This window comes from Streptomyces sp. NPDC019396 (assembly GCF_040632375.1).
Taxonomy (GTDB): Bacteria; Actinomycetota; Actinomycetes; order Streptomycetales; family Streptomycetaceae; genus Streptomyces.
The window spans coordinates 124,640-141,931 of record NZ_JBEYBS010000018.1; the positions used below are offsets into that span (position 1 = coordinate 124,640).

Genomic DNA, 17,292 nt, shown 5'->3' on the forward strand with positions numbered 1-17,292 from the left:
GTCGTCCTCGTACTGGACGTACTTGGATGAGTCCGACAACGCAGTGAGTGTGCGTGCTGGGGGCACCTCCCAGGCGAAGCTCTGGGGGAGTCGCGTGCCAGGCGGGACTTTCGCAACACGCCCCAGGTCGCTGGGCGGGCGGAGCAGGCCCGCCACCGTGGAGCGGCCGCTGCCCGCGTCCCCTGGCGGATCAGGCAGGACGGTCCGCGAGCGCGACCGGGGGCTCGTCGTCCATCTCGAACGCCAACGGGAACGGGGCGTGACCGGCGAGACGGAACCAGCGGACCTTGCGGTGCCTGCGCAGCGCGCGGGCGGCGCGGACGGCGTCGTTGTGGAATCGGCGCGCCATGGGGACGCGTCGCACGGCCGCCGCGAGTTCGTTCGCGGCGTCGTCGCCGCCCGGGGCCTCCCTGACCGCCTCGACCTGCTCCGTCTCGCCGAACACGGCACGCAGCGCCTGGCTGAGCTCGCTCTCCGCGACCTCGCGGTGCTCCTCGTCGGCCTGGCGTGCGGCGTGGGCGGCCTCGTAGAGCACGATCGAGGACGCCGGGTCGAGCACTCCGGAAGTGGCGAGCTCCTGCGTGACCGACGCGCGCCGCAGCAACTGGGCGTCGAGCGCGGCGCGGGCGGCGTCGATCCTGGCGTGCAGGCGGTCGAGGCGGCCTGCGGTCCAGCTCAGGTAGAGCCCGATGAGGACGAGCGCGACGAGGATCCAGATCATGGTTGCGGTCACGGCGGGCAAGGGTACCGGTCAGTGCCGGTGTGCCCGCACCGTCCGGGGCGTGGCCGCCTGCGGGACGGGGCCGGTCCGACTGCCCGGCCTGTCCGCCCCGCTGCCCGGCCTGCCGGGGGCCGGAGGGCGGCTCGTCGGGTGTTCGAGGACGGACTCCTGTGCGCAGTGGGGTGCCGCGCACCGGCCGACGCCACCCGACCGGTGGCCACCCAGAACGAGCCACAGCCTCCTCATTGGCCCTTGCAGTGGCCTGGGCCCGCCCTGTTTGCTCGACGGAGCACCACTGCACCAACTCCGTCGTCACCGAATGAGGTCGATCGTGTCCAGCACGCTTTCCACCACGCCCCAGTCCCCCGAGACCGGCACCGCCCGCGTCAAGCGCGGTATGGCCGAGCAGCTCAAGGGCGGCGTGATCATGGATGTCGTCACCCCGGAGCAGGCGAAGATCGCCGAGGACGCGGGCGCCGTGGCGGTCATGGCCCTGGAGCGGGTGCCGGCCGACATCCGCAAGGACGGCGGCGTGGCCCGGATGTCGGACCCCGACATGATCGAGGGCATCATCGATGCCGTCTCCATCCCGGTCATGGCCAAGTCCCGCATCGGCCACTTCGTCGAGGCCCAGGTGCTCCAGTCCCTCGGCGTCGACTACATCGACGAGTCCGAGGTGCTGACCCCGGCCGACGAGGTCAACCACTCCGACAAGTGGGCCTTCACCACCCCGTTCGTCTGCGGTGCCACCAACCTGGGTGAGGCCCTGCGCCGTATCGCCGAGGGTGCGGCCATGATCCGCTCCAAGGGCGAGGCCGGCACCGGCAACGTCGTGGAGGCCGTGCGCCACCTGCGTCAGATCAAGAACGAGATCGCCAAGCTGCGCGGCTTCGACAACAACGAGCTGTACGCCGCCGCCAAGGACCTGCGTGCCCCGTACGAGCTGGTCAAGGAGGTCGCCGAGCTCGGCAAGCTGCCGGTCGTGCTGTTCTCCGCCGGCGGTGTCGCCACCCCCGCCGACGCCGCGCTGATGCGCCAGCTCGGTGCCGAGGGCGTCTTCGTCGGATCCGGCATCTTCAAGTCGGGCGACCCGGCAAAGCGCGCCGCGGCCATCGTGAAGGCCACCACCTTCTACGACGACCCGAAGATCATCGCGGAGGCCTCCCGCAACCTGGGCGAGGCCATGGTCGGCATCAACTGCGACACCCTCCCCGAGACCGAGCGCTACGCCAACCGCGGCTGGTAACCACTGATGAGCACCCTCCCCCCGCCTTCGCCGGCGGTGGCGCCCCCACTGGTCGGTGTCCTGGCCCTCCAGGGCGACGTACGGGAGCACCTGATCGCCCTGGCCGCGGCGGATGCCGTGGCCAGGCCGGTCCGGCGCCCCGAGGAGCTCGCCGAGGTCGACGGTCTCGTCATCCCCGGCGGTGAGTCCACCACCATCTCCAAGCTGGCCCATCTCTTCGGACTGATGGAGCCGCTGCGTGAGCGCGTGCGCGCGGGCATGCCGGTCTACGGCACCTGCGCGGGCCTGATCCTGCTCGCCGAGAAGATCCTCGACCCGCGCTCGGGCCAGGAGACCATCGGCGGTATCGACATGATCGTGCGCCGCAACGCCTTCGGCCGCCAGAACGAGTCCTTCGAGTCCGCGGTCGACGTCAAGGGTGTCGAAGACGGCCCCGTGGAAGGCGTCTTCATCCGCGCGCCGTGGGTCGAGTCCGTCGGTGCCGAGGCCGAGGTGCTCGCCGAGCACGGCGGCCATATCGTCGCCGTACGGCAGGGGAACGCGCTGGCCACTTCGTTCCACCCGGAGCTGACCGGTGACCACCGCGTCCACGCGCTGTTCGTCGACATGGTGCGCTCCGCGCAGTGACCTGGTCCCGGTAGGATCACAGGCGAACGCAGCAGAGATTGGTTACGCGAAGGAGACAGGCAGATGTCCGGCCACTCTAAATGGGCCACGACGAAGCACAAGAAGGCCGTGATCGACGCCAAGCGCGGCAAGCTCTTCGCGAAGCTGATCAAGAACATCGAGGTCGCGGCCCGCACCGGTGGCTCCGACGTGGAAGGCAACCCCACGCTCTTCGACGCCATCCAGAAGGCGAAGAAGCAGTCGGTGCCGAACAAGAACATCGACTCCGCGGTCAAGCGCGGCGCCGGTCTTGAGGCGGGTGGCGCCGACTACGAGACGATCATGTACGAGGGCTACGGTCCGAACGGTGTCGCGGTGCTCATCGAGTGCCTCACCGACAACCGCAACCGCGCCGCGTCCGACGTGCGTGTCGCCATGACCCGCAACGGCGGCTCGATGGCCGACCCCGGCTCGGTGTCGTACCTGTTCAACCGCAAGGGTGTCATCGTCCTCCCGAAGGGCGAGCTGAGCGAGGACGACGTACTCGGCGCGGTGCTGGACGCCGGTGCCGAGGAGGTCAACGACCTCGGCGAGAGCTTCGAGGTCATCAGTGAGGCCACCGACCTGGTCGCGGTGCGCACCGCGCTCCAGGAGGCCGGTATCGACTACGACTCGGCCGAGGCCAACTTCGTCCCGACCATGCAGGTGGAGCTGGACGAGGACGGCGCGCGCAAGATCTTCAAGCTGATCGACGCGCTGGAGGACAGCGACGACGTGCAGAACGTCTTCGCCAACTTCGATGTCTCGGACGATGTCATGGAGAAGGTCGACGCCTGATCCCGCTTCGTACGACGGGCCGACGGGGACGCACGCCCCCGTCGGCCCGTCGCGTTGCGGGGCGTTGTCAGTGCGAGCCGATAGCCTGCACGAACAGTTGGCTCAAAGGGGGTGACGTGTGCGAGTGCTGGGGGTGGACCCGGGGCTGACCCGTTGCGGTATCGGCGTCGTCGAGGGCGTCGCGGGGCGCCCGCTGACCATGCTCGGTGTCGGTGTGGTGCGCACCCCGGCCGATGCGGACACCAGCCACCGCCTTGTCGCCATCGAGCGGGGCATCGAGGAGTGGCTGGACGCTCACCGACCCGAACTGGTCGCCGTGGAGCGGGTGTTCAGCCAGCACAACGTGCGCACGGTGATGGGCACGGCCCAGGCCAGCGCCGTCGCCATGCTCTGCGCCGCCCGCCGCGGACTGCCCGTCGTGCTGCACACGCCCAGCGAGGTCAAGGCCGCCGTCACCGGCAGCGGCCGTGCCGACAAGGCGCAGGTCGGTGCCATGGTGACCCGGCTGCTGCGACTTGACGCACCGCCGAAGCCGGCCGACGCCGCGGACGCGCTGGCCCTCGCCATCTGCCACATCTGGCGCGCCCCCGCGCAGAACCGCCTCCAGCAGGCGGTCGCCGCACACCACGCAAGGAAAGGCCGCAGCGAATGATCGCCTTTGTGAGAGGCCCCGTGGCCGCTCTCGCCCCGACGACGGCCGTGATCGAGGTCGGCGGCGTCGGCATGGCGGTGCAGTGCACACCCAACACACTTGCCGGACTGAGGGTCGGTCAGGAGGCCACGCTGGCAACGTCGTTGGTCGTGCGCGAAGACTCGCTGACGCTGTACGGCTTCGCCGATGACGACGAGCGGCAGGTCTTCGAACTGCTCCAGACCGCCAGCGGCGTGGGCCCGCGCCTCGCCCAGGCGATGCTGGCCGTGCACAGCCCGGACGCGCTGCGCCGCGCGGTGGCCACGGGCGACGAGAAGGCACTCACCGCAGTGCCGGGCATCGGTAAGAAGGGCGCCCAGAAGTTGCTCCTGGAGCTCAAGGACCGGCTCGGCGAGCCCATCGGCTCCGCCTCCCGCGCCATCGGCGCACCCGTCACCCAGTCCTGGGGCGACCAGCTCCACGCCGCGCTGATCGGCCTCGGCTACGCCACCCGCGAGGCCGACGAGGCCGTCACCGCCGTCACCCCCCTCGCGGAGGCCGCGGACGGCCCGCCGCAGATCGGTCGGCTGCTCAAGGCCGCCCTCCAGACCCTCAACCGCACCCGCTGACACCACACCCGAGGCGATCCACTGTGAACTGGGACGACGACACCGCATCGCCGACCGACGAAGGCACCGAGGCGCGGCTCGTCGGCGCGTCCGCCGACGGCGAGGACCAGGCCGTCGAAGCCGCCCTGCGCCCCAAGTCGCTGGACGAGTTCGTGGGCCAGGAGCGGGTGCGGGAGCAGCTCGACCTGGTCCTGAAGGCGGCACTGGCCCGCGGCGCCACCGCCGACCATGTGCTGCTCTCCGGGGCGCCGGGCCTCGGCAAGACCACCCTCTCCATGATCATCGCCGCCGAGATGGGCGCCCCCATCAGGATCACCAGCGGCCCCGCCATCCAGCACGCGGGTGATCTCGCCGCCATCCTGTCGTCCCTGCAAGAGGGCGAGGTGCTGTTCCTCGACGAGATCCACCGGATGTCCCGGCCCGCCGAGGAAATGCTCTACATGGCCATGGAGGACTTCCGGGTCGACGTCATCGTCGGCAAGGGCCCGGGCGCCACCGCGATCCCCCTGGAGCTGCCACCGTTCACCCTGGTCGGTGCCACCACCAGGGCAGGACTGCTGCCCCCACCGCTGCGTGACCGCTTCGGTTTCACCGCCCACATGGAGTTCTACGAGCCGGCCGAGCTCCAGCGCGTCATCCACCGGTCCTCCCAGCTCCTCGATGTGGTCATCGACACGGAAGGCGCCGCCGAGATCGCCGGCCGTTCCCGTGGCACGCCCCGCATCGCCAACCGGCTGCTGCGTCGGGTCAGGGACTTTACGCAGGTCAAGGCCGATGGCCGGATCACCCGGGAGATCGCCGCCGCAGCGCTCGCGGTGTACGAGGTCGACGGCCGAGGGCTCGACCGGCTGGACCGTGCGGTGCTCCAGGCCCTGCTCAAGCTGTTCGGCGGCGGACCGGTCGGTCTGTCCACCCTGGCCGTGGCCGTGGGGGAGGAGCGCGAAACGGTCGAGGAGGTCGCCGAGCCCTTCCTCGTACGGGAAGGCCTGCTCGCCCGCACCCCGCGAGGACGCGTAGCCACCCCCGCGGCCTGGGCGCATCTGGGGCTCGTACCTCCGCAGCACGGCGCCGGTGGGCAGCAGGGTCTGTTCGGCGCCTGACGGCGCGGAGGGTCGCCGGGCGGGGAACGACGGTGCCATGCTGGGCGTTGTTCCATCGATGCGGACTCGCTTAGACTCCGCCGATGCCGACCTGTCTGTCACGGTCGGCTGCCCACCCCCGTAGACCAGGCCGCAACGCAGCGCGGTCGTGCGAAGGAATTCCGTCCCGTGAATATCGTGACCCTCCTCCCCTTCATCGTGCTCATCGGGGCCATGTTCCTGATGACCCGCTCTGCCAAGAAGAAGCAGCAGCAGGCGGCATCGATGCGCAACCAGATGCAGCCCGGTACCGGAGTGCGGACCATCGGTGGGCTGTACGCGACCGTCAAGGAGGTCAACGACGACACGGTCCTCCTCGAGGCCGCGCCCGGCGTCCACCTGATGTTCGCCAAGAACGCGATCGGCGCCGTCCTCGACGACGCGGAGTACAACCGGATCGTGCACGGCGACGGGGACGAAGCCCTGAAGAGTGACACGCCGATCGTGCCGGACGACGCTTCCTCGCTCACCGGCGCCCCTGGCGACGACGACCACGCCGAGGATGGCAAGATCGACCTGGGCAAGAAGGACGAGGCGGACGACGCCGCTTCCACGCCCGAAGCCAAGGACGCCGCCGAGGACGACGCGAAGAAGACCGACGGCGACACCGACGCGAAGTAGCAGCGACCGGGGGACCGCGGCGCGCAAGATGCGCAGCCTGCGGTCCCCGGTTCGTGCCGACCACTGCGGGGGCAGGTCCCCACTACACTTCGTGGCCGCTCCGTCGCACACTCGGCGCGCAGCGGTTGGACAGGGAGAATCGAGAAGGTGGCAGCACCGAAGAAGGGCCGAAAGGCGCCCTCCGGTCAGGGAAAGCCAGGGCGCACCCTGGCGATGCTCCTGATCGCCATGGCCGCTCTGGTCGGCGGGATGTTCTGGTCCGGGGAGACGACTCCCCGCCTCGGCATCGACCTCGCCGGCGGCACGACGATCACGCTCAAGGCCGAGCCGGACGCCGGCAAGGAAAGCGCGATCAACCCGACCAACATGAACACCGCGGTCGGGATCATCGACCGCCGCGTCAACGGTCTGGGTGTGTCCGAAGCCGAGGTACAGACCCAGGGCGACCGGAACATCATCGTCAACATCCCCAAGGGCACGAACTCGGAGCAGGCGCAGAAGCAGGTGGGCACGACCGCCCTGCTGTACTTCCGCCCGGTCCTGGCCGTGGCCGCCGGGGCACCGACGACGCCTGAGCCCGCCAAGAGCGGCGCCCCGAGCACCAAGCCCAGCGCCACGCCATCGGCGAAGGCAGGCAACGGCGCGCCCAAGGCGACCACCCCTTCCGGCGCGCCCAGTGCCAGCACCCAGGGCCGCGCGGTGACCGACGCGCTGAAGGCCCCGTCGCCGGGCCCGAGCGCTCCCGCGGCCAAGCCGTCCACCGTGCCCTCGGGCAAGCCGGGGGCCACGCCCAGCGCGCCCCCGACGCCGTCCCCCTCGGACGCCGCGCTCCAGAAGAAGTTCACCGAGCTGAACTGCCTGGTCCCTGCTCAGCGCGCCAACGTCGCCAAGGGCACCACGGACAAGGACACCATCGTGGCCTGCGGCGAGAACGGCGCGGGCCAGTGGGAGAAGTACCTGCTGGGCCCGGCAGAGGTCGACGGCAAGGACGTCGACAGCGCCGCGGGCGTGCTCGACCCGCAGCGTGGCATCTGGAAGGTCACCATGGACTTCACGAGCGCCGGCTCGAAGAAGTTCGCGGCGATCACCGGCAAGCTGTCGCAGCAGCAGCCGCCGATGAACCAGTTCGCCATCGTGCTGGACAACAACGTGGTCTCGGCCCCGTCGGTCAGCTCCACGCTGAGCGGTTCCGCGGAGATCACCGGAAACTTCACCCAGCAGTCCGCCCAGGACCTGGGGAACATCCTGAGCTACGGCGCACTCCCGCTGACGTTCAAGACCGAGACCGTCACCACCGTGAGCCCCGCGCTCGGCGGTGAGCAGCTCAAGGCCGGTCTCCTCGCGGGTGCCATCGGCCTCGCGCTGGTCGTGATCTACCTGCTGGCGTACTACCGCGGTCTGTCGATCGTCGCCCTGCTCAGCCTGCTGGTCTCGGGAATCCTGACCTACACGCTGATGTCGTTGCTCGGCCCGGCCATCGGCTTCGCGCTGAACCTGCCCGCGGTCTGCGGCGCAATCGTCGCCATCGGTATCACCGCGGACTCGTTCATCGTGTACTTCGAACGCATCCGTGACGAGATCCGCGAAGGCCGCACCCTGCGTCCGGCCGTCGAGCGTGCCTGGCCGCGTGCCCGGCGCACCATCCTGGTCTCCGACTTCGTGTCGTTCCTCGCCGCCGCGGTGCTCTTCATCGTCACCGTCGGCAAGGTCCAGGGCTTCGCGTTCACCCTCGGTCTGACCACCGTGCTCGACGTCGTCGTGGTGTTCTTCTTCACGAAGCCGCTCATGACGCTGCTGGCCCGTACCAAGTTCTTCGCGAGCGGCCACCCGTGGTCCGGTCTCGACCCGAAGCGGCTGGGCGCCAAGCCCCCGCTGCGCCGCACCCGGCGTACCTCCGCCCCCGTCGACCCGAAGGAGGCGTGAGATGTCGCGACTCGGAACTCTCGGCGCCCGGCTCTACCGCGGCGAAGTCGGCTATGACTTCTACGGCAAGCGGAAGATCTGGTACGGCGTCTCGATCCTGATCACCATCACGGCCATCGTCGGCCTGGCGGTGCGGGGTCTCAACATGGGCATCGAGTTCAAGGGCGGTGCCGTCTTCACCGTGGAGAAGGCGTCCTCGATCTCGGTCACCCAGGCCCAGGAAGCCGCCCAGGAGGCGTCGGGGCACCCCGCGATCGTGCAGAAGCTCGGCAACGGCAGCATGCGCATCCAGGTCAGCGAGGTGGACGGCGCCAAGGCAGGGCAGGTCGGCGACGCGATCGCCAAGGAGCTGAAGGTCCCAGCGGACGAGATCAACGACGAGGTGGTCGGCCCCAGCTGGGGTGAGCAGATCGCCAACAAGGCGTGGACCGGCCTCGGCGTGTTCATGTTCCTCGTGGTGATCTATCTGGCGATCGCCTTCGAATGGCGCATGGCGGTCGCCGCGCTGGTCGCGCTGATCCACGACCTCACCATCACCGTCGGTGTGTACGCACTCGTCGGCTTCGAGGTCACCCCGGGCACCGTGATCGGTCTGCTGACCATCCTCGGCTACTCGCTCTACGACACGGTGGTCGTCTTCGACAGCCTCAAGGAAGGCACGAAGGACATCACCAAGCAGACCCGCTGGACATACAGCGAGATCGCCAACCGCTCGATCAACGGCACCCTGGTGCGGTCGATCAACACCACCGTGGTGGCGCTGCTGCCGGTCGCCGGTCTGCTCTTCATCGGCGGAGGCTTCCTTGGCGCGGGCATGCTCAACGACATCTCGCTGTCGCTGTTCGTGGGTCTCGCCGCCGGTGCCTACTCGTCGATCTTCATCGCCACTCCGCTGGTCGCCGACCTGAAGGAGCGCGAGCCGCAGATGAAGGCCCTGCGCAAGCGGGTCCTCGCCAAGCGCGCCGCTGCCGCGGCCAGGGGCGAGTCCCTCGACGACACCTCATCGGAGGGCGCGGAGGGTGAATCCACCGAGCGGAACGCGCCCGCCGCAAGCGCCGTCGTGGGCCAGCGCGACCGCGGTCGTGGCCGTCCCTCGCAGGGAAGGCGCCGATGACGGGAGCGACGCGCGAGCTGCTGCTCAGCCGTATCCGTGACGTGCAGGACTATCCGAAGCCGGGGGTGCTGTTCAAGGACATCACCCCGCTGCTCGCGGACCCCAAGGCGTTCACGGTGCTCACCGACACCCTCGCCGAGCTGTGCGTGCGCGAGGGAGCGACCAAGATCGTCGGCTTGGAGGCGCGCGGCTTCATCCTGGCCGCGCCGGTCGCCGTCAAGGCCGGGATGGGCTTCATCCCCGTACGCAAGGCGGGCAAGCTCCCCGGCGCGACCCTGTCCCAGGCGTACGACCTGGAGTACGGCTCCGCCGAGATCGAGGTGCACGCCGAGGACCTCGACGCGGACGACCGCGTCATGGTCATCGACGATGTGCTCGCCACCGGCGGAACCGCGGAAGCGTCGCTGGAGCTGATCCGCCGCGCCGGCGCCGAGATCGCGGGCGTCGCCATACTGATGGAGCTGGGCTTCCTCGGCGGGCGCGCCCGTCTGGAGCCCGCCCTTCGGGGCGCTCCGCTGGAGTGTCTGATCACGCTCTGAGCACGCCGCGCCGCTCAGCGGCCCCAGAGAACGGGCACCCGGGAACACCGGGTGCCCGTTCCACGTTGTGGACAGTCCCGGGTCCCCGGGCGAGGTCGTCGCCCGGGATCGATACCATGGCATTTCCGGGCCTGACCGGGGGACCCGGATCCGCTTGAGGAGCGCCCTTGCCAGACGAGGCCAAGCACGCCACCGCGCAGTCCGACCAGCAGGCCGAGCAGGCTGTCGCGGACTCCGCCACGCCCGAGGAGAAGTCCGTGCCCGAGCGGAGCGAGCAGCCCCGCCCGGCCGAGGGCTGGGGCAGCGCGAAGAGCCAGGCCCCGGCACCGGTGACCGCCCCCAAGCCCGCTCCGGCCGCGCCCTCGCGTTCGGGCGGTTCGTCCAACCGCGTCCGCGCCCGGCTTGCCCGGCTCGGGGTGCAGCGCTCCAGCGCCTACAACCCCGTCCTGGAGCCCCTGCTCAGGATCGTCCGCAGCAACGACCCCAAGATCGAGACGTCGACGCTGCGCCAGGTCGAGAGCGCCTACCAGGTGGCCGAGCGCTGGCACCGCGGTCAGAAGCGCAAGAGCGGCGACCCGTACATCACCCATCCCCTGGCCGTCACCACCATCCTCGCCGAGCTCGGCATGGACCCGGCGACTCTCATGGCGGGCCTGCTCCACGACACCGTCGAGGACACGGAGTACGGCCTGGACACCCTGCGCCGCGACTTCGGCGACCAGGTGGCCCTGCTGGTCGACGGCGTGACCAAGCTGGACAAGGTGAAGTTCGGCGAGGCCGCGCAGGCAGAGACCGTGCGCAAGATGGTCGTCGCCATGGCCAAGGACCCCCGGGTGCTGGTCATCAAGCTCGCCGACCGGCTGCACAACATGCGCACGATGCGCTACCTCAAGCGGGAGAAGCAGGAGAAGAAGGCCCGCGAGACCCTCGAGATCTACGCCCCGCTGGCGCACCGCCTGGGCATGAACACCATCAAGTGGGAGCTCGAGGATCTCGCCTTCGCGATCCTCTACCCCAAGATGTACGACGAGATCGTCCGGCTCGTCGCCGAGCGCGCGCCCAAGCGCGACGAGTACCTCGCCATAGTGACCGACGAGGTCCAGACCGATCTGCGGGCCGCCCGGATCAAGGCCACCGTCACCGGCCGCCCCAAGCACTACTACAGCGTCTACCAGAAGATGATCGTCCGCGGCCGTGACTTCGCGGAGATCTACGACCTGGTCGGCATCCGCGTCCTCGTCGACACCGTCCGCGACTGTTACGCGGCGCTCGGCACCGTCCACGCCCGCTGGAACCCGGTCCCGGGGCGGTTCAAGGACTACATCGCGATGCCGAAGTTCAACATGTACCAGTCGCTGCACACGACGGTCATCGGGCCCAACGGCAAGCCCGTCGAACTCCAGATCCGGACCTTCGACATGCACCGCCGCGCCGAGTACGGCATCGCCGCGCACTGGAAGTACAAGCAGGAAGCCATGGCCGGTGCTTCCAAGGTCCGCACCGATGTCCCCAAGGTCAGCGGCAAGGACAAAGACGCGCTCAACGACATGGCGTGGCTGCGGCAGCTCCTCGACTGGCAGAAGGAGACCGAGGACCCGGGCGAGTTCCTGGAGTCGCTGCGCTTCGACCTGTCCCGCAACGAGGTCTTCGTCTTCACCCCCAAGGGCGATGTCATAGCGCTGCCCGCGGGCGCGACCCCGGTCGACTTCGCGTACGCCGTCCACACCGAGGTCGGTCACCGCACCATAGGAGCCCGGGTCAACGGGCGCCTGGTGCCGCTGGAGTCCACCCTGGACAACGGTGACCTGGTAGAGGTCTTCACCTCCAAGGCCACGGGCGCGGGCCCGTCCCGCGACTGGCTCGGCTTCGTCAAGTCACCGCGCGCCAGGAACAAGATCCGGGCCTGGTTCTCCAAGGAACGCCGCGAGGAGGCGATCGAGCAGGGCAAGGACGCGATCGCCCGCGCGATGCGCAAGCAGAACCTGCCGATCCAGCGCATCCTCACCGGGGACTCGCTGGTGACGCTGGCGCACGAGATGCGCTACCCCGACATCTCGTCGCTGTACGCGGCGATCGGTGAGGGCCATGTCGCCGCGCAGGGCGTCGTCCAGAAGCTCGTCCAGGCACTCGGCGGCGAAGAGGCCGCCACCGAGGACATCGCCGAGTCCGTACCGCCGTCCCGTACCCGTGGCCGCAAGCGCCGTGCGAACGCCGACCCCGGCGTCGTGGTCAAGGGCGTCGATGACGTCTGGGTCAAGCTCGCCCGCTGCTGTACGCCGGTGCCGGGGGACCCCATCATCGGCTTCGTCACCCGCGGCAGCGGAGTCTCGGTCCACCGCGCGGACTGCGTCAACGTGGACTCGCTCTCGCAGCAGCCCGAGCGGATCCTGGACGTCGAGTGGGCGCCCACGCAGTCCTCGGTCTTCCTGGTCGCCATCCAGGTGGAGGCGCTGGACCGCTCCCGGCTGCTGTCGGACGTCACACGGGTCCTCTCCGACCAGCACGTCAACATCCTCTCGGCCGCGGTCCAGACCTCCCGTGACCGGGTCGCCACATCCCGCTTCACCTTCGAAATGGGCGACCCCAAGCACCTGGGCCACGTCCTCAAGGCGGTGCGCGGCGTGGAGGGCGTCTACGACGTCTACCGCGTCACCTCGGCGCGGCGCCCATAAGGCCAGGCCTGTCGGGTCGGCCGAAAACCGGCCTCTTCCGAGACCGAGCACGGGGGAGGCTGAGGACGCCCCCCGGCCGCCCGCCTGATGTGCGGCACACCGGAACGCCGAAGGGCCCGGCGGCACGCAGCCACCAGGCCCTCCGGCTCGCTCACGCAAGCGGAAACGTCAGCCGCCGAACTCGTGGAGCCCCTTCAGGGCCTGGTCCAGCAGCGCCTGCCGCCCCTCCAGCTCCTTTGCCAGCTTGTCGGCCTTGGCGTTGTTGCCCGCCGCACGCGCCGCGTCGATCTGACCGCGCAGCTTGTCGACCGCCGACTGGAGCTGGCCCGTCAGCCCCTCGGCGCGGGCCCGCGCCTCGGGGTTGGTGCGGCGCCACTCGGCCTCCTCGGCCTCCTGGATCGCGCGCTCCACCGCGTGCATCCGGCCCTCGACCTTCGGGCGGGCGTCACGCGGGACATGGCCGATAGCCTCCCAGCGCTCGTTGATGGACCGGAAGGCGGCACGCGCGGCCTTCAGGTCCGTCACCGGCATGATCTTCTCGGCCTCGGCCGCCAGCTCTTCCTTGAGCTTCAGGTTCTCGGTCTGCTCCGCGTCACGCTCGGCGAACACCCCGCTGCGCGCGGCGAAGAAGACGTCCTGCGCACCGCGGAAACGGTTCCACAGGTCGTCCTCGTGCTCACGCTGGGCACGGCCCGCCGCCTTCCAGTCCGCCATCAGCTCGCGGTAGCGCGCCGCTGTGGCACCCCAGTCCGACGAACCGGACAGCGACTCGGCCTCCGCGACCAGCCGCTCCTTCGTCTGCCTGGCCTGCTCCCGCTGTGCGTCCAGCGAGGCGAAGTGCGCCTTGCGGCGCTTGGAGAACGCCGAGCGCGCATGGGAGAACCGGTGCCACAGCTCGTCGTCGGACTTGCGGTCGAGCCGGGGCAGGCCCTTCCAGTTGTCCACGAGCGCGCGCAGCCGTTCGCCGGCCGACCGCCACTGCTCGCTCTGCGCCAGCTCCTCCGCCTCGGCGACCAGCGCCTCCTTGGAGTGCCTCGCCTCGTCGGTCTGTTTGGCCTTCTGCGCCTTGCGCTCCTCACGGCGCGTCTCGACCGTGGCGGTCAGCCCGTCCAGCCGCTTGCGCAGGGCTTCGAGGTCACCGACGGCGTGATGCTCGTCGACCTGCTGACGGATGTGCTCGATCGCCGTCGTCGCGTCCTTCGCGGACAGATCGGTGGTCTTCACCCGCTTCTCGAGGAGGCCGATCTCGACAACCAAGCCCTCGTACTTGCGCTCGAAGTAAGCCAGTGCCTCCTCGGGAGTCCCGGCCTGCCACGATCCGACGACCTGCTCGCCCTCGGAAGTCCGCACGTACACGGTGCCCGTCTCGTCGACGCGGCCCCACGGGTCGCTGCTCACAGCGCCTCCTCCACATGATGCCTGCGAAGCGTTCCGGCCCCGGGCATCGTCCACAGTTTCCCGGACGGGCCTCGCCCGTCCCTCACAGCGTGGACCCGGTCCACACTGCACAACGCCAATCTAGGCGACCGGCCGCCTGGCTGTCCGCACTCGGCGCCGCCGAATTCGCCTGTTCATGCCTTGGCGACGGTCACCTTCTCCAAGGTGACAGCCTTCTTCGGGGCTCCGTCAGAGGCGCCGCCTTCGACCCCCGCGGCCCCGACCGCCTCGACGGTGTTCAGGCCGGCGTCGTCGATGGTGCCGAAGGGCGTGTAGCCGGGCGGCAGTTTGCTGTCCTTGTACACCAGGAAGAACTGGCTGCCACCGCTGTTCGGCTGGCCGGTGTTCGCCATGGCGACCGTGCCCGCCTTGTAGGTCACCATGCCGTCCGCGCCCGCCTTGCCGAGGGCGGTCAGGTTCTCGTCCGGGATCGTGTAGCCGGGGCCGCCGGTGCCGGTGCCCTCGGGGTCGCCGCACTGGAGCACGAAGATGCCGGCCGTGGTCAGCCGGTGGCACTTCGTGTTGTCGAAGTAGCCCTTGTCGGCCAGCTGCTTGAACGAGTTGACCGTGTGCGGGGTCTTGGCGGCGTCCATCGTCACCTTGATGTCGCCCTGGTTGGACTTCAGCGACATCGTGTACGAGGCCTTCTGGTCGATGGCCATCTTGGGCTCGGCAGAGCCGCTCTTGCCCGTCTTCGGCGCCGGGGACGAGCTGACATCCTCGGGAGACGCCGCGGCGTCGCTGTCGTTGCCGTTGTCCGACAGCCCGACCGAGGCGTAGACCGCCGCGCCCGCCGCCAGTACCACGGCGAGTGACGCCGCGATGATCGTGTTGCGGCGCCTGGCCTTCTTGTGGGCCTCCTCACGGCGCTGCTGCTGCCGCTCGAACTTCTCTCTGGCGAGCTGGCGCCGCCGCTGATCGCTGCTGACCACCGGGTCTTCTCCTTGTCGGTCGCGTAGGTGTGCGTGGGTGGATCACATGTGGAGCCACAAGCATGCGGAGCTGTTGGAGCTACACGTGTGGAGCCCACGGAGTCCCGCCCGAGATGTCCGGCGGAGCGTGCCCGTACCGTATACGGGTTGGCTGTGTAATGAGCACCGCCGGTAGGCTCTGAACTGCTGCATTCCGCAACAGCAATCCCGTCGGACGACGACACCGTGAGGACGATCGTGCTTATTGCCGGGTTCCCCGCAGGAGCCTGGGGGACCAATTGTTATCTGGTCGCCCCGGCCGCAGGCGAGGAGTGCGTGATCATCGACCCGGGCCACCAGGCCGCGCAGGGAGTCGAGGAAGCGCTCAAGAAGCATCGGCTCAAGCCTGTGGCGGTCGTGCTCACCCATGGCCACATCGATCATGTCGCCTCCGTCGTCCCGGTGTGCGGGGCCCATGACGTACCGGCGTGGATCCACCCCGCAGACAGGTACATGATGAGCGACCCGGGGAAGGCCATCGGCCGCTCCATCGGGATGCCGCTCATGGGCGACCTCACCGTGGGGGAGCCGGACGACGTGCGCGAGCTGACGGACGGCGCCGCGCTGAAGCTGGCGGGTCTGGAGCTGACCGTGAAGCACGCGCCCGGCCATACCAAGGGGTCGGTGACCTTCAGCCTGCCCGAGGCCGCGGACATCCCGCCGGTCTTCTTCTCGGGCGATCTGCTCTTCGCCGGCTCCATCGGACGCACCGACCTGCCCGGCGGTGACATGGCCGAGATGCTCGACTCGCTGGCCCGCGTGTGCCTGCCGCTCGAGGACTCGACCGTGGTGCTGTCCGGTCACGGCCCCCAGACGACCATCGGCCGCGAACGCGCCACCAACCCGTATCTGCGGGAGGTGGCCGCCGGCCAGGGAGACGGTGGCACCGCCGCTCCCCGACGAGGAATGTGACGAGACCTTCCGTGAGTACCTTCCAGGCCCCCAAGGGCACCTACGACCTGACCCCGCCGGACTCCGCGAAGTACCTGGCGGTGCGCGAGGCGATCGCCGCCCCGCTGCGGAGCTCCGGCTACGGCTACGTCGAGACCCCTGGATTCGAGAACGTCGAGCTGTTCGCCCGCGGCGTCGGTGAGTCCACCGACATCGTGACCAAGGAGATGTACGCCTTCGAGACCAAGGGCGGCGACAAGCTGGCCCTGCGCCCCGAGGGCACCGCGTCCGTGCTGCGCGCGGCGCTGGAGGCCAACCTCCACAAGACCGGCAACCTCCCGGTCAAGCTCTGGTACTCGGGCTCGTACTACCGCTACGAGCGCCCGCAGAAGGGCCGCTACAGGCACTTCTCGCAGGTCGGCGCCGAGGCGATCGGTGCCGAGGACCCGGCACTCGACGCCGAGCTGATCATCCTGGCCGACCAGGCCTACCGCTCGCTCGGGCTCAGCGACTTCCGGATCCTGTTGAACTCGCTCGGCGACAAGGAGTGCCGTCCGGTCTACCGGGAGGCCCTTCAGGGATTCCTGCGCGGGCTCGACCTGGACGAGGACACCCGCCGCCGTGTCGACATCAACCCGCTGCGGGTGCTCGACGACAAGCGTGAGTCGGTCCAGAAACAGCTCGTCGGCGCGCCGCTGCTGCGTGACTACCTGTGCGACGCGTGCAAGGCGTACCACGAGGAAGTACGCGAGCTGCTGACGGCCGCGGGCGTGGCCTTCGAGGACGACGAGAAGCTGGTCCGAGGCCTCGACTACTACACGCGCACGACCTTCGAGTTCGTCCACGACGGTCTCGGCTCGCAGTCGGCGGTGGGCGGCGGTGGCCGCTACGACGGGCTGTCCGAGATGATCGGCGGTCCTGCGCTGCCGTCCGTCGGCTGGGCGCTCGGCGTGGACCGTACGGTCCTGGCGCTGGAGGCCGAGGGCATCGAGCTTGAACTCCCCTCGTCCACCAGCGTGTTCGCCGTCCCGCTCGGCGACGAGGCGCGGCGCGTCCTGTTCCGCGTCGTCACCGAGCTGCGCAAGGCCGGTGTCGCCGCCGACTTCAGCTTCGGGGGCAAGGGTCTCAAGGGCGCCATGAAGAACGCGAACCGCAGCGGTGCGCGCTACACCATCGTCGCGGGCGAGCGGGACCTCGCCGACGGCCTGGTCCAGCTCAAGGACATGGAGTCCGGAGAGCAGAGCGCCGTCGCGCTGGACAGGCTGGTGGCGGAGATCCGGTCACGTCTGTCCTGACGCGGTTACCGGGTGCGGGC

16 protein-coding genes are annotated in these 17,292 nt (G+C 69.6%); 13 read left to right on the top strand and 3 right to left on the bottom strand.

Going from position 1 to position 17,292, the window contains the following annotated elements; all coding sequences use genetic code 11:
- Positions 1 to 190: 190 nt before the first annotated feature.
- Positions 191 to 733: a hypothetical protein gene (locus ABZ532_RS21445; RefSeq protein WP_361285840.1), complete on the bottom strand. Its 543-nt coding sequence runs from the start codon at positions 731 to 733 to the stop codon at positions 191 to 193.
- A 307-nt stretch (positions 734 to 1,040) separates the two neighbouring features.
- Here ABZ532_RS21445 and pdxS point away from each other — a divergent pair, with 307 nt between their 5' ends.
- The 11 genes from pdxS (at position 1,041) to ABZ532_RS21500 (ending at position 12,678) form a co-directional block, all read left to right on the top strand.
- Entirely contained in the window at positions 1,041 to 1,967 is a 927-nt protein-coding gene (gene pdxS, locus ABZ532_RS21450; RefSeq protein ID WP_361285843.1) for a pyridoxal 5'-phosphate synthase lyase subunit PdxS, read from the top strand.
- Positions 1,968 to 1,973: 6 nt separating this feature from the next.
- Positions 1,974 to 2,594 (top strand): pyridoxal 5'-phosphate synthase glutaminase subunit PdxT, encoded by a 621-nt coding sequence (gene pdxT / locus ABZ532_RS21455; RefSeq protein WP_361285846.1) that lies wholly within the window; start codon positions 1,974 to 1,976, stop codon positions 2,592 to 2,594.
- A 63-nt stretch (positions 2,595 to 2,657) separates the two neighbouring features.
- Positions 2,658 to 3,410: a YebC/PmpR family DNA-binding transcriptional regulator gene (locus tag ABZ532_RS21460; protein WP_361285849.1), complete on the top strand. Its 753-nt coding sequence runs from the start codon at positions 2,658 to 2,660 to the stop codon at positions 3,408 to 3,410.
- A 118-nt stretch (positions 3,411 to 3,528) separates the two neighbouring features.
- Entirely contained in the window at positions 3,529 to 4,062 is a 534-nt protein-coding gene (gene ruvC / locus ABZ532_RS21465) for a crossover junction endodeoxyribonuclease RuvC (protein WP_361285852.1), read from the top strand.
- Positions 4,059 to 4,670, top strand: coding sequence for a Holliday junction branch migration protein RuvA (gene ruvA / locus ABZ532_RS21470; RefSeq protein WP_361285855.1), 612 nt, complete (start codon positions 4,059 to 4,061; stop codon positions 4,668 to 4,670). The genes ruvC and ruvA overlap by 4 nt, the downstream gene beginning before the upstream one ends.
- Before the next feature lie 23 nt (positions 4,671 to 4,693).
- Positions 4,694 to 5,770: a Holliday junction branch migration DNA helicase RuvB gene (gene ruvB / locus ABZ532_RS21475; protein ID WP_361285858.1), complete on the top strand. Its 1,077-nt coding sequence runs from the start codon at positions 4,694 to 4,696 to the stop codon at positions 5,768 to 5,770.
- A 168-nt stretch (positions 5,771 to 5,938) separates the two neighbouring features.
- The gene (yajC, locus tag ABZ532_RS21480) at positions 5,939 to 6,430 is read left to right on the top strand and encodes a preprotein translocase subunit YajC (protein WP_361285863.1); all 492 of its coding nucleotides are present in this window, start codon (positions 5,939 to 5,941) and stop codon (positions 6,428 to 6,430) included.
- A gap of 147 nt (positions 6,431 to 6,577) precedes the next feature.
- On the top strand, positions 6,578 to 8,353 hold the full coding sequence (gene secD / locus ABZ532_RS21485) for a protein translocase subunit SecD (RefSeq protein WP_361285866.1): 1,776 nt from the start codon (positions 6,578 to 6,580) through the stop codon (positions 8,351 to 8,353).
- A gap of 1 nt (position 8,354) precedes the next feature.
- Complete coding sequence (gene secF / locus ABZ532_RS21490) at positions 8,355 to 9,467, top strand: protein translocase subunit SecF (RefSeq protein ID WP_361285869.1); 1,113 nt, start codon at positions 8,355 to 8,357, stop codon at positions 9,465 to 9,467.
- Positions 9,464 to 10,006 (top strand): adenine phosphoribosyltransferase, encoded by a 543-nt coding sequence (locus tag ABZ532_RS21495; RefSeq protein WP_361285872.1) that lies wholly within the window; start codon positions 9,464 to 9,466, stop codon positions 10,004 to 10,006. The genes secF and ABZ532_RS21495 overlap by 4 nt, the downstream gene beginning before the upstream one ends.
- A 167-nt stretch (positions 10,007 to 10,173) precedes the next feature.
- Positions 10,174 to 12,678, top strand: a complete 2,505-nt coding sequence (locus ABZ532_RS21500) for a bifunctional (p)ppGpp synthetase/guanosine-3',5'-bis(diphosphate) 3'-pyrophosphohydrolase (RefSeq protein WP_361285875.1) — start codon at positions 10,174 to 10,176, stop codon at positions 12,676 to 12,678.
- Between the two features lie 168 nt (positions 12,679 to 12,846).
- On the opposite strand, the gene ABZ532_RS21505 is transcribed toward ABZ532_RS21500, so the two are convergent.
- Both ABZ532_RS21505 and ABZ532_RS21510 read right to left on the bottom strand, forming a co-directional pair.
- Positions 12,847 to 14,076 (bottom strand): DUF349 domain-containing protein, encoded by a 1,230-nt coding sequence (locus ABZ532_RS21505; protein ID WP_361285878.1) that lies wholly within the window; start codon positions 14,074 to 14,076, stop codon positions 12,847 to 12,849.
- Positions 14,077 to 14,249: 173 nt separating this feature from the next.
- Positions 14,250 to 15,047 carry a peptidylprolyl isomerase gene (locus ABZ532_RS21510; protein ID WP_361285881.1) on the bottom strand — a complete coding sequence of 266 codons (798 nt, stop codon included), beginning with the start codon at positions 15,045 to 15,047 and terminating at the stop codon, positions 14,250 to 14,252.
- Between the two features lie 237 nt (positions 15,048 to 15,284).
- Here ABZ532_RS21510 and ABZ532_RS21515 point away from each other — a divergent pair, with 237 nt between their 5' ends.
- Positions 15,285 to 15,998 (top strand): MBL fold metallo-hydrolase, encoded by a 714-nt coding sequence (locus tag ABZ532_RS21515; RefSeq protein WP_361285884.1) that lies wholly within the window; start codon positions 15,285 to 15,287, stop codon positions 15,996 to 15,998.
- Positions 15,999 to 16,009: 11 nt separating this feature from the next.
- A complete protein-coding gene (gene hisS, locus ABZ532_RS21520) occupies positions 16,010 to 17,272 on the top strand; it encodes a histidine--tRNA ligase (protein ID WP_361285887.1) in 1,263 nt (420 codons plus the stop codon).
- Positions 17,273 to 17,292 lie beyond the last annotated feature (20 nt).

Excerpts from the sequence above, each read along its gene's own strand:
- secF (WP_361285869.1), top strand. The coding sequence starts at position 8,355 with ATGTCGCGACTCGGAACTCTCGGCGCCCGGCTCTACCGCGGCGAAGTC.
- ABZ532_RS21460 (WP_361285849.1), top strand. The coding sequence starts at position 2,658 with ATGTCCGGCCACTCTAAATGGGCCACGACGAAGCACAAGAAGGCCGTG.
- ABZ532_RS21495 (WP_361285872.1), top strand. The coding sequence starts at position 9,464 with ATGACGGGAGCGACGCGCGAGCTGCTGCTCAGCCGTATCCGTGACGTG.
- ruvA (WP_361285855.1), top strand. The coding sequence starts at position 4,059 with ATGATCGCCTTTGTGAGAGGCCCCGTGGCCGCTCTCGCCCCGACGACG.
- pdxT (WP_361285846.1), top strand. The coding sequence starts at position 1,974 with ATGAGCACCCTCCCCCCGCCTTCGCCGGCGGTGGCGCCCCCACTGGTC.
- pdxS (WP_361285843.1), top strand. The coding sequence starts at position 1,041 with ATGAGGTCGATCGTGTCCAGCACGCTTTCCACCACGCCCCAGTCCCCC.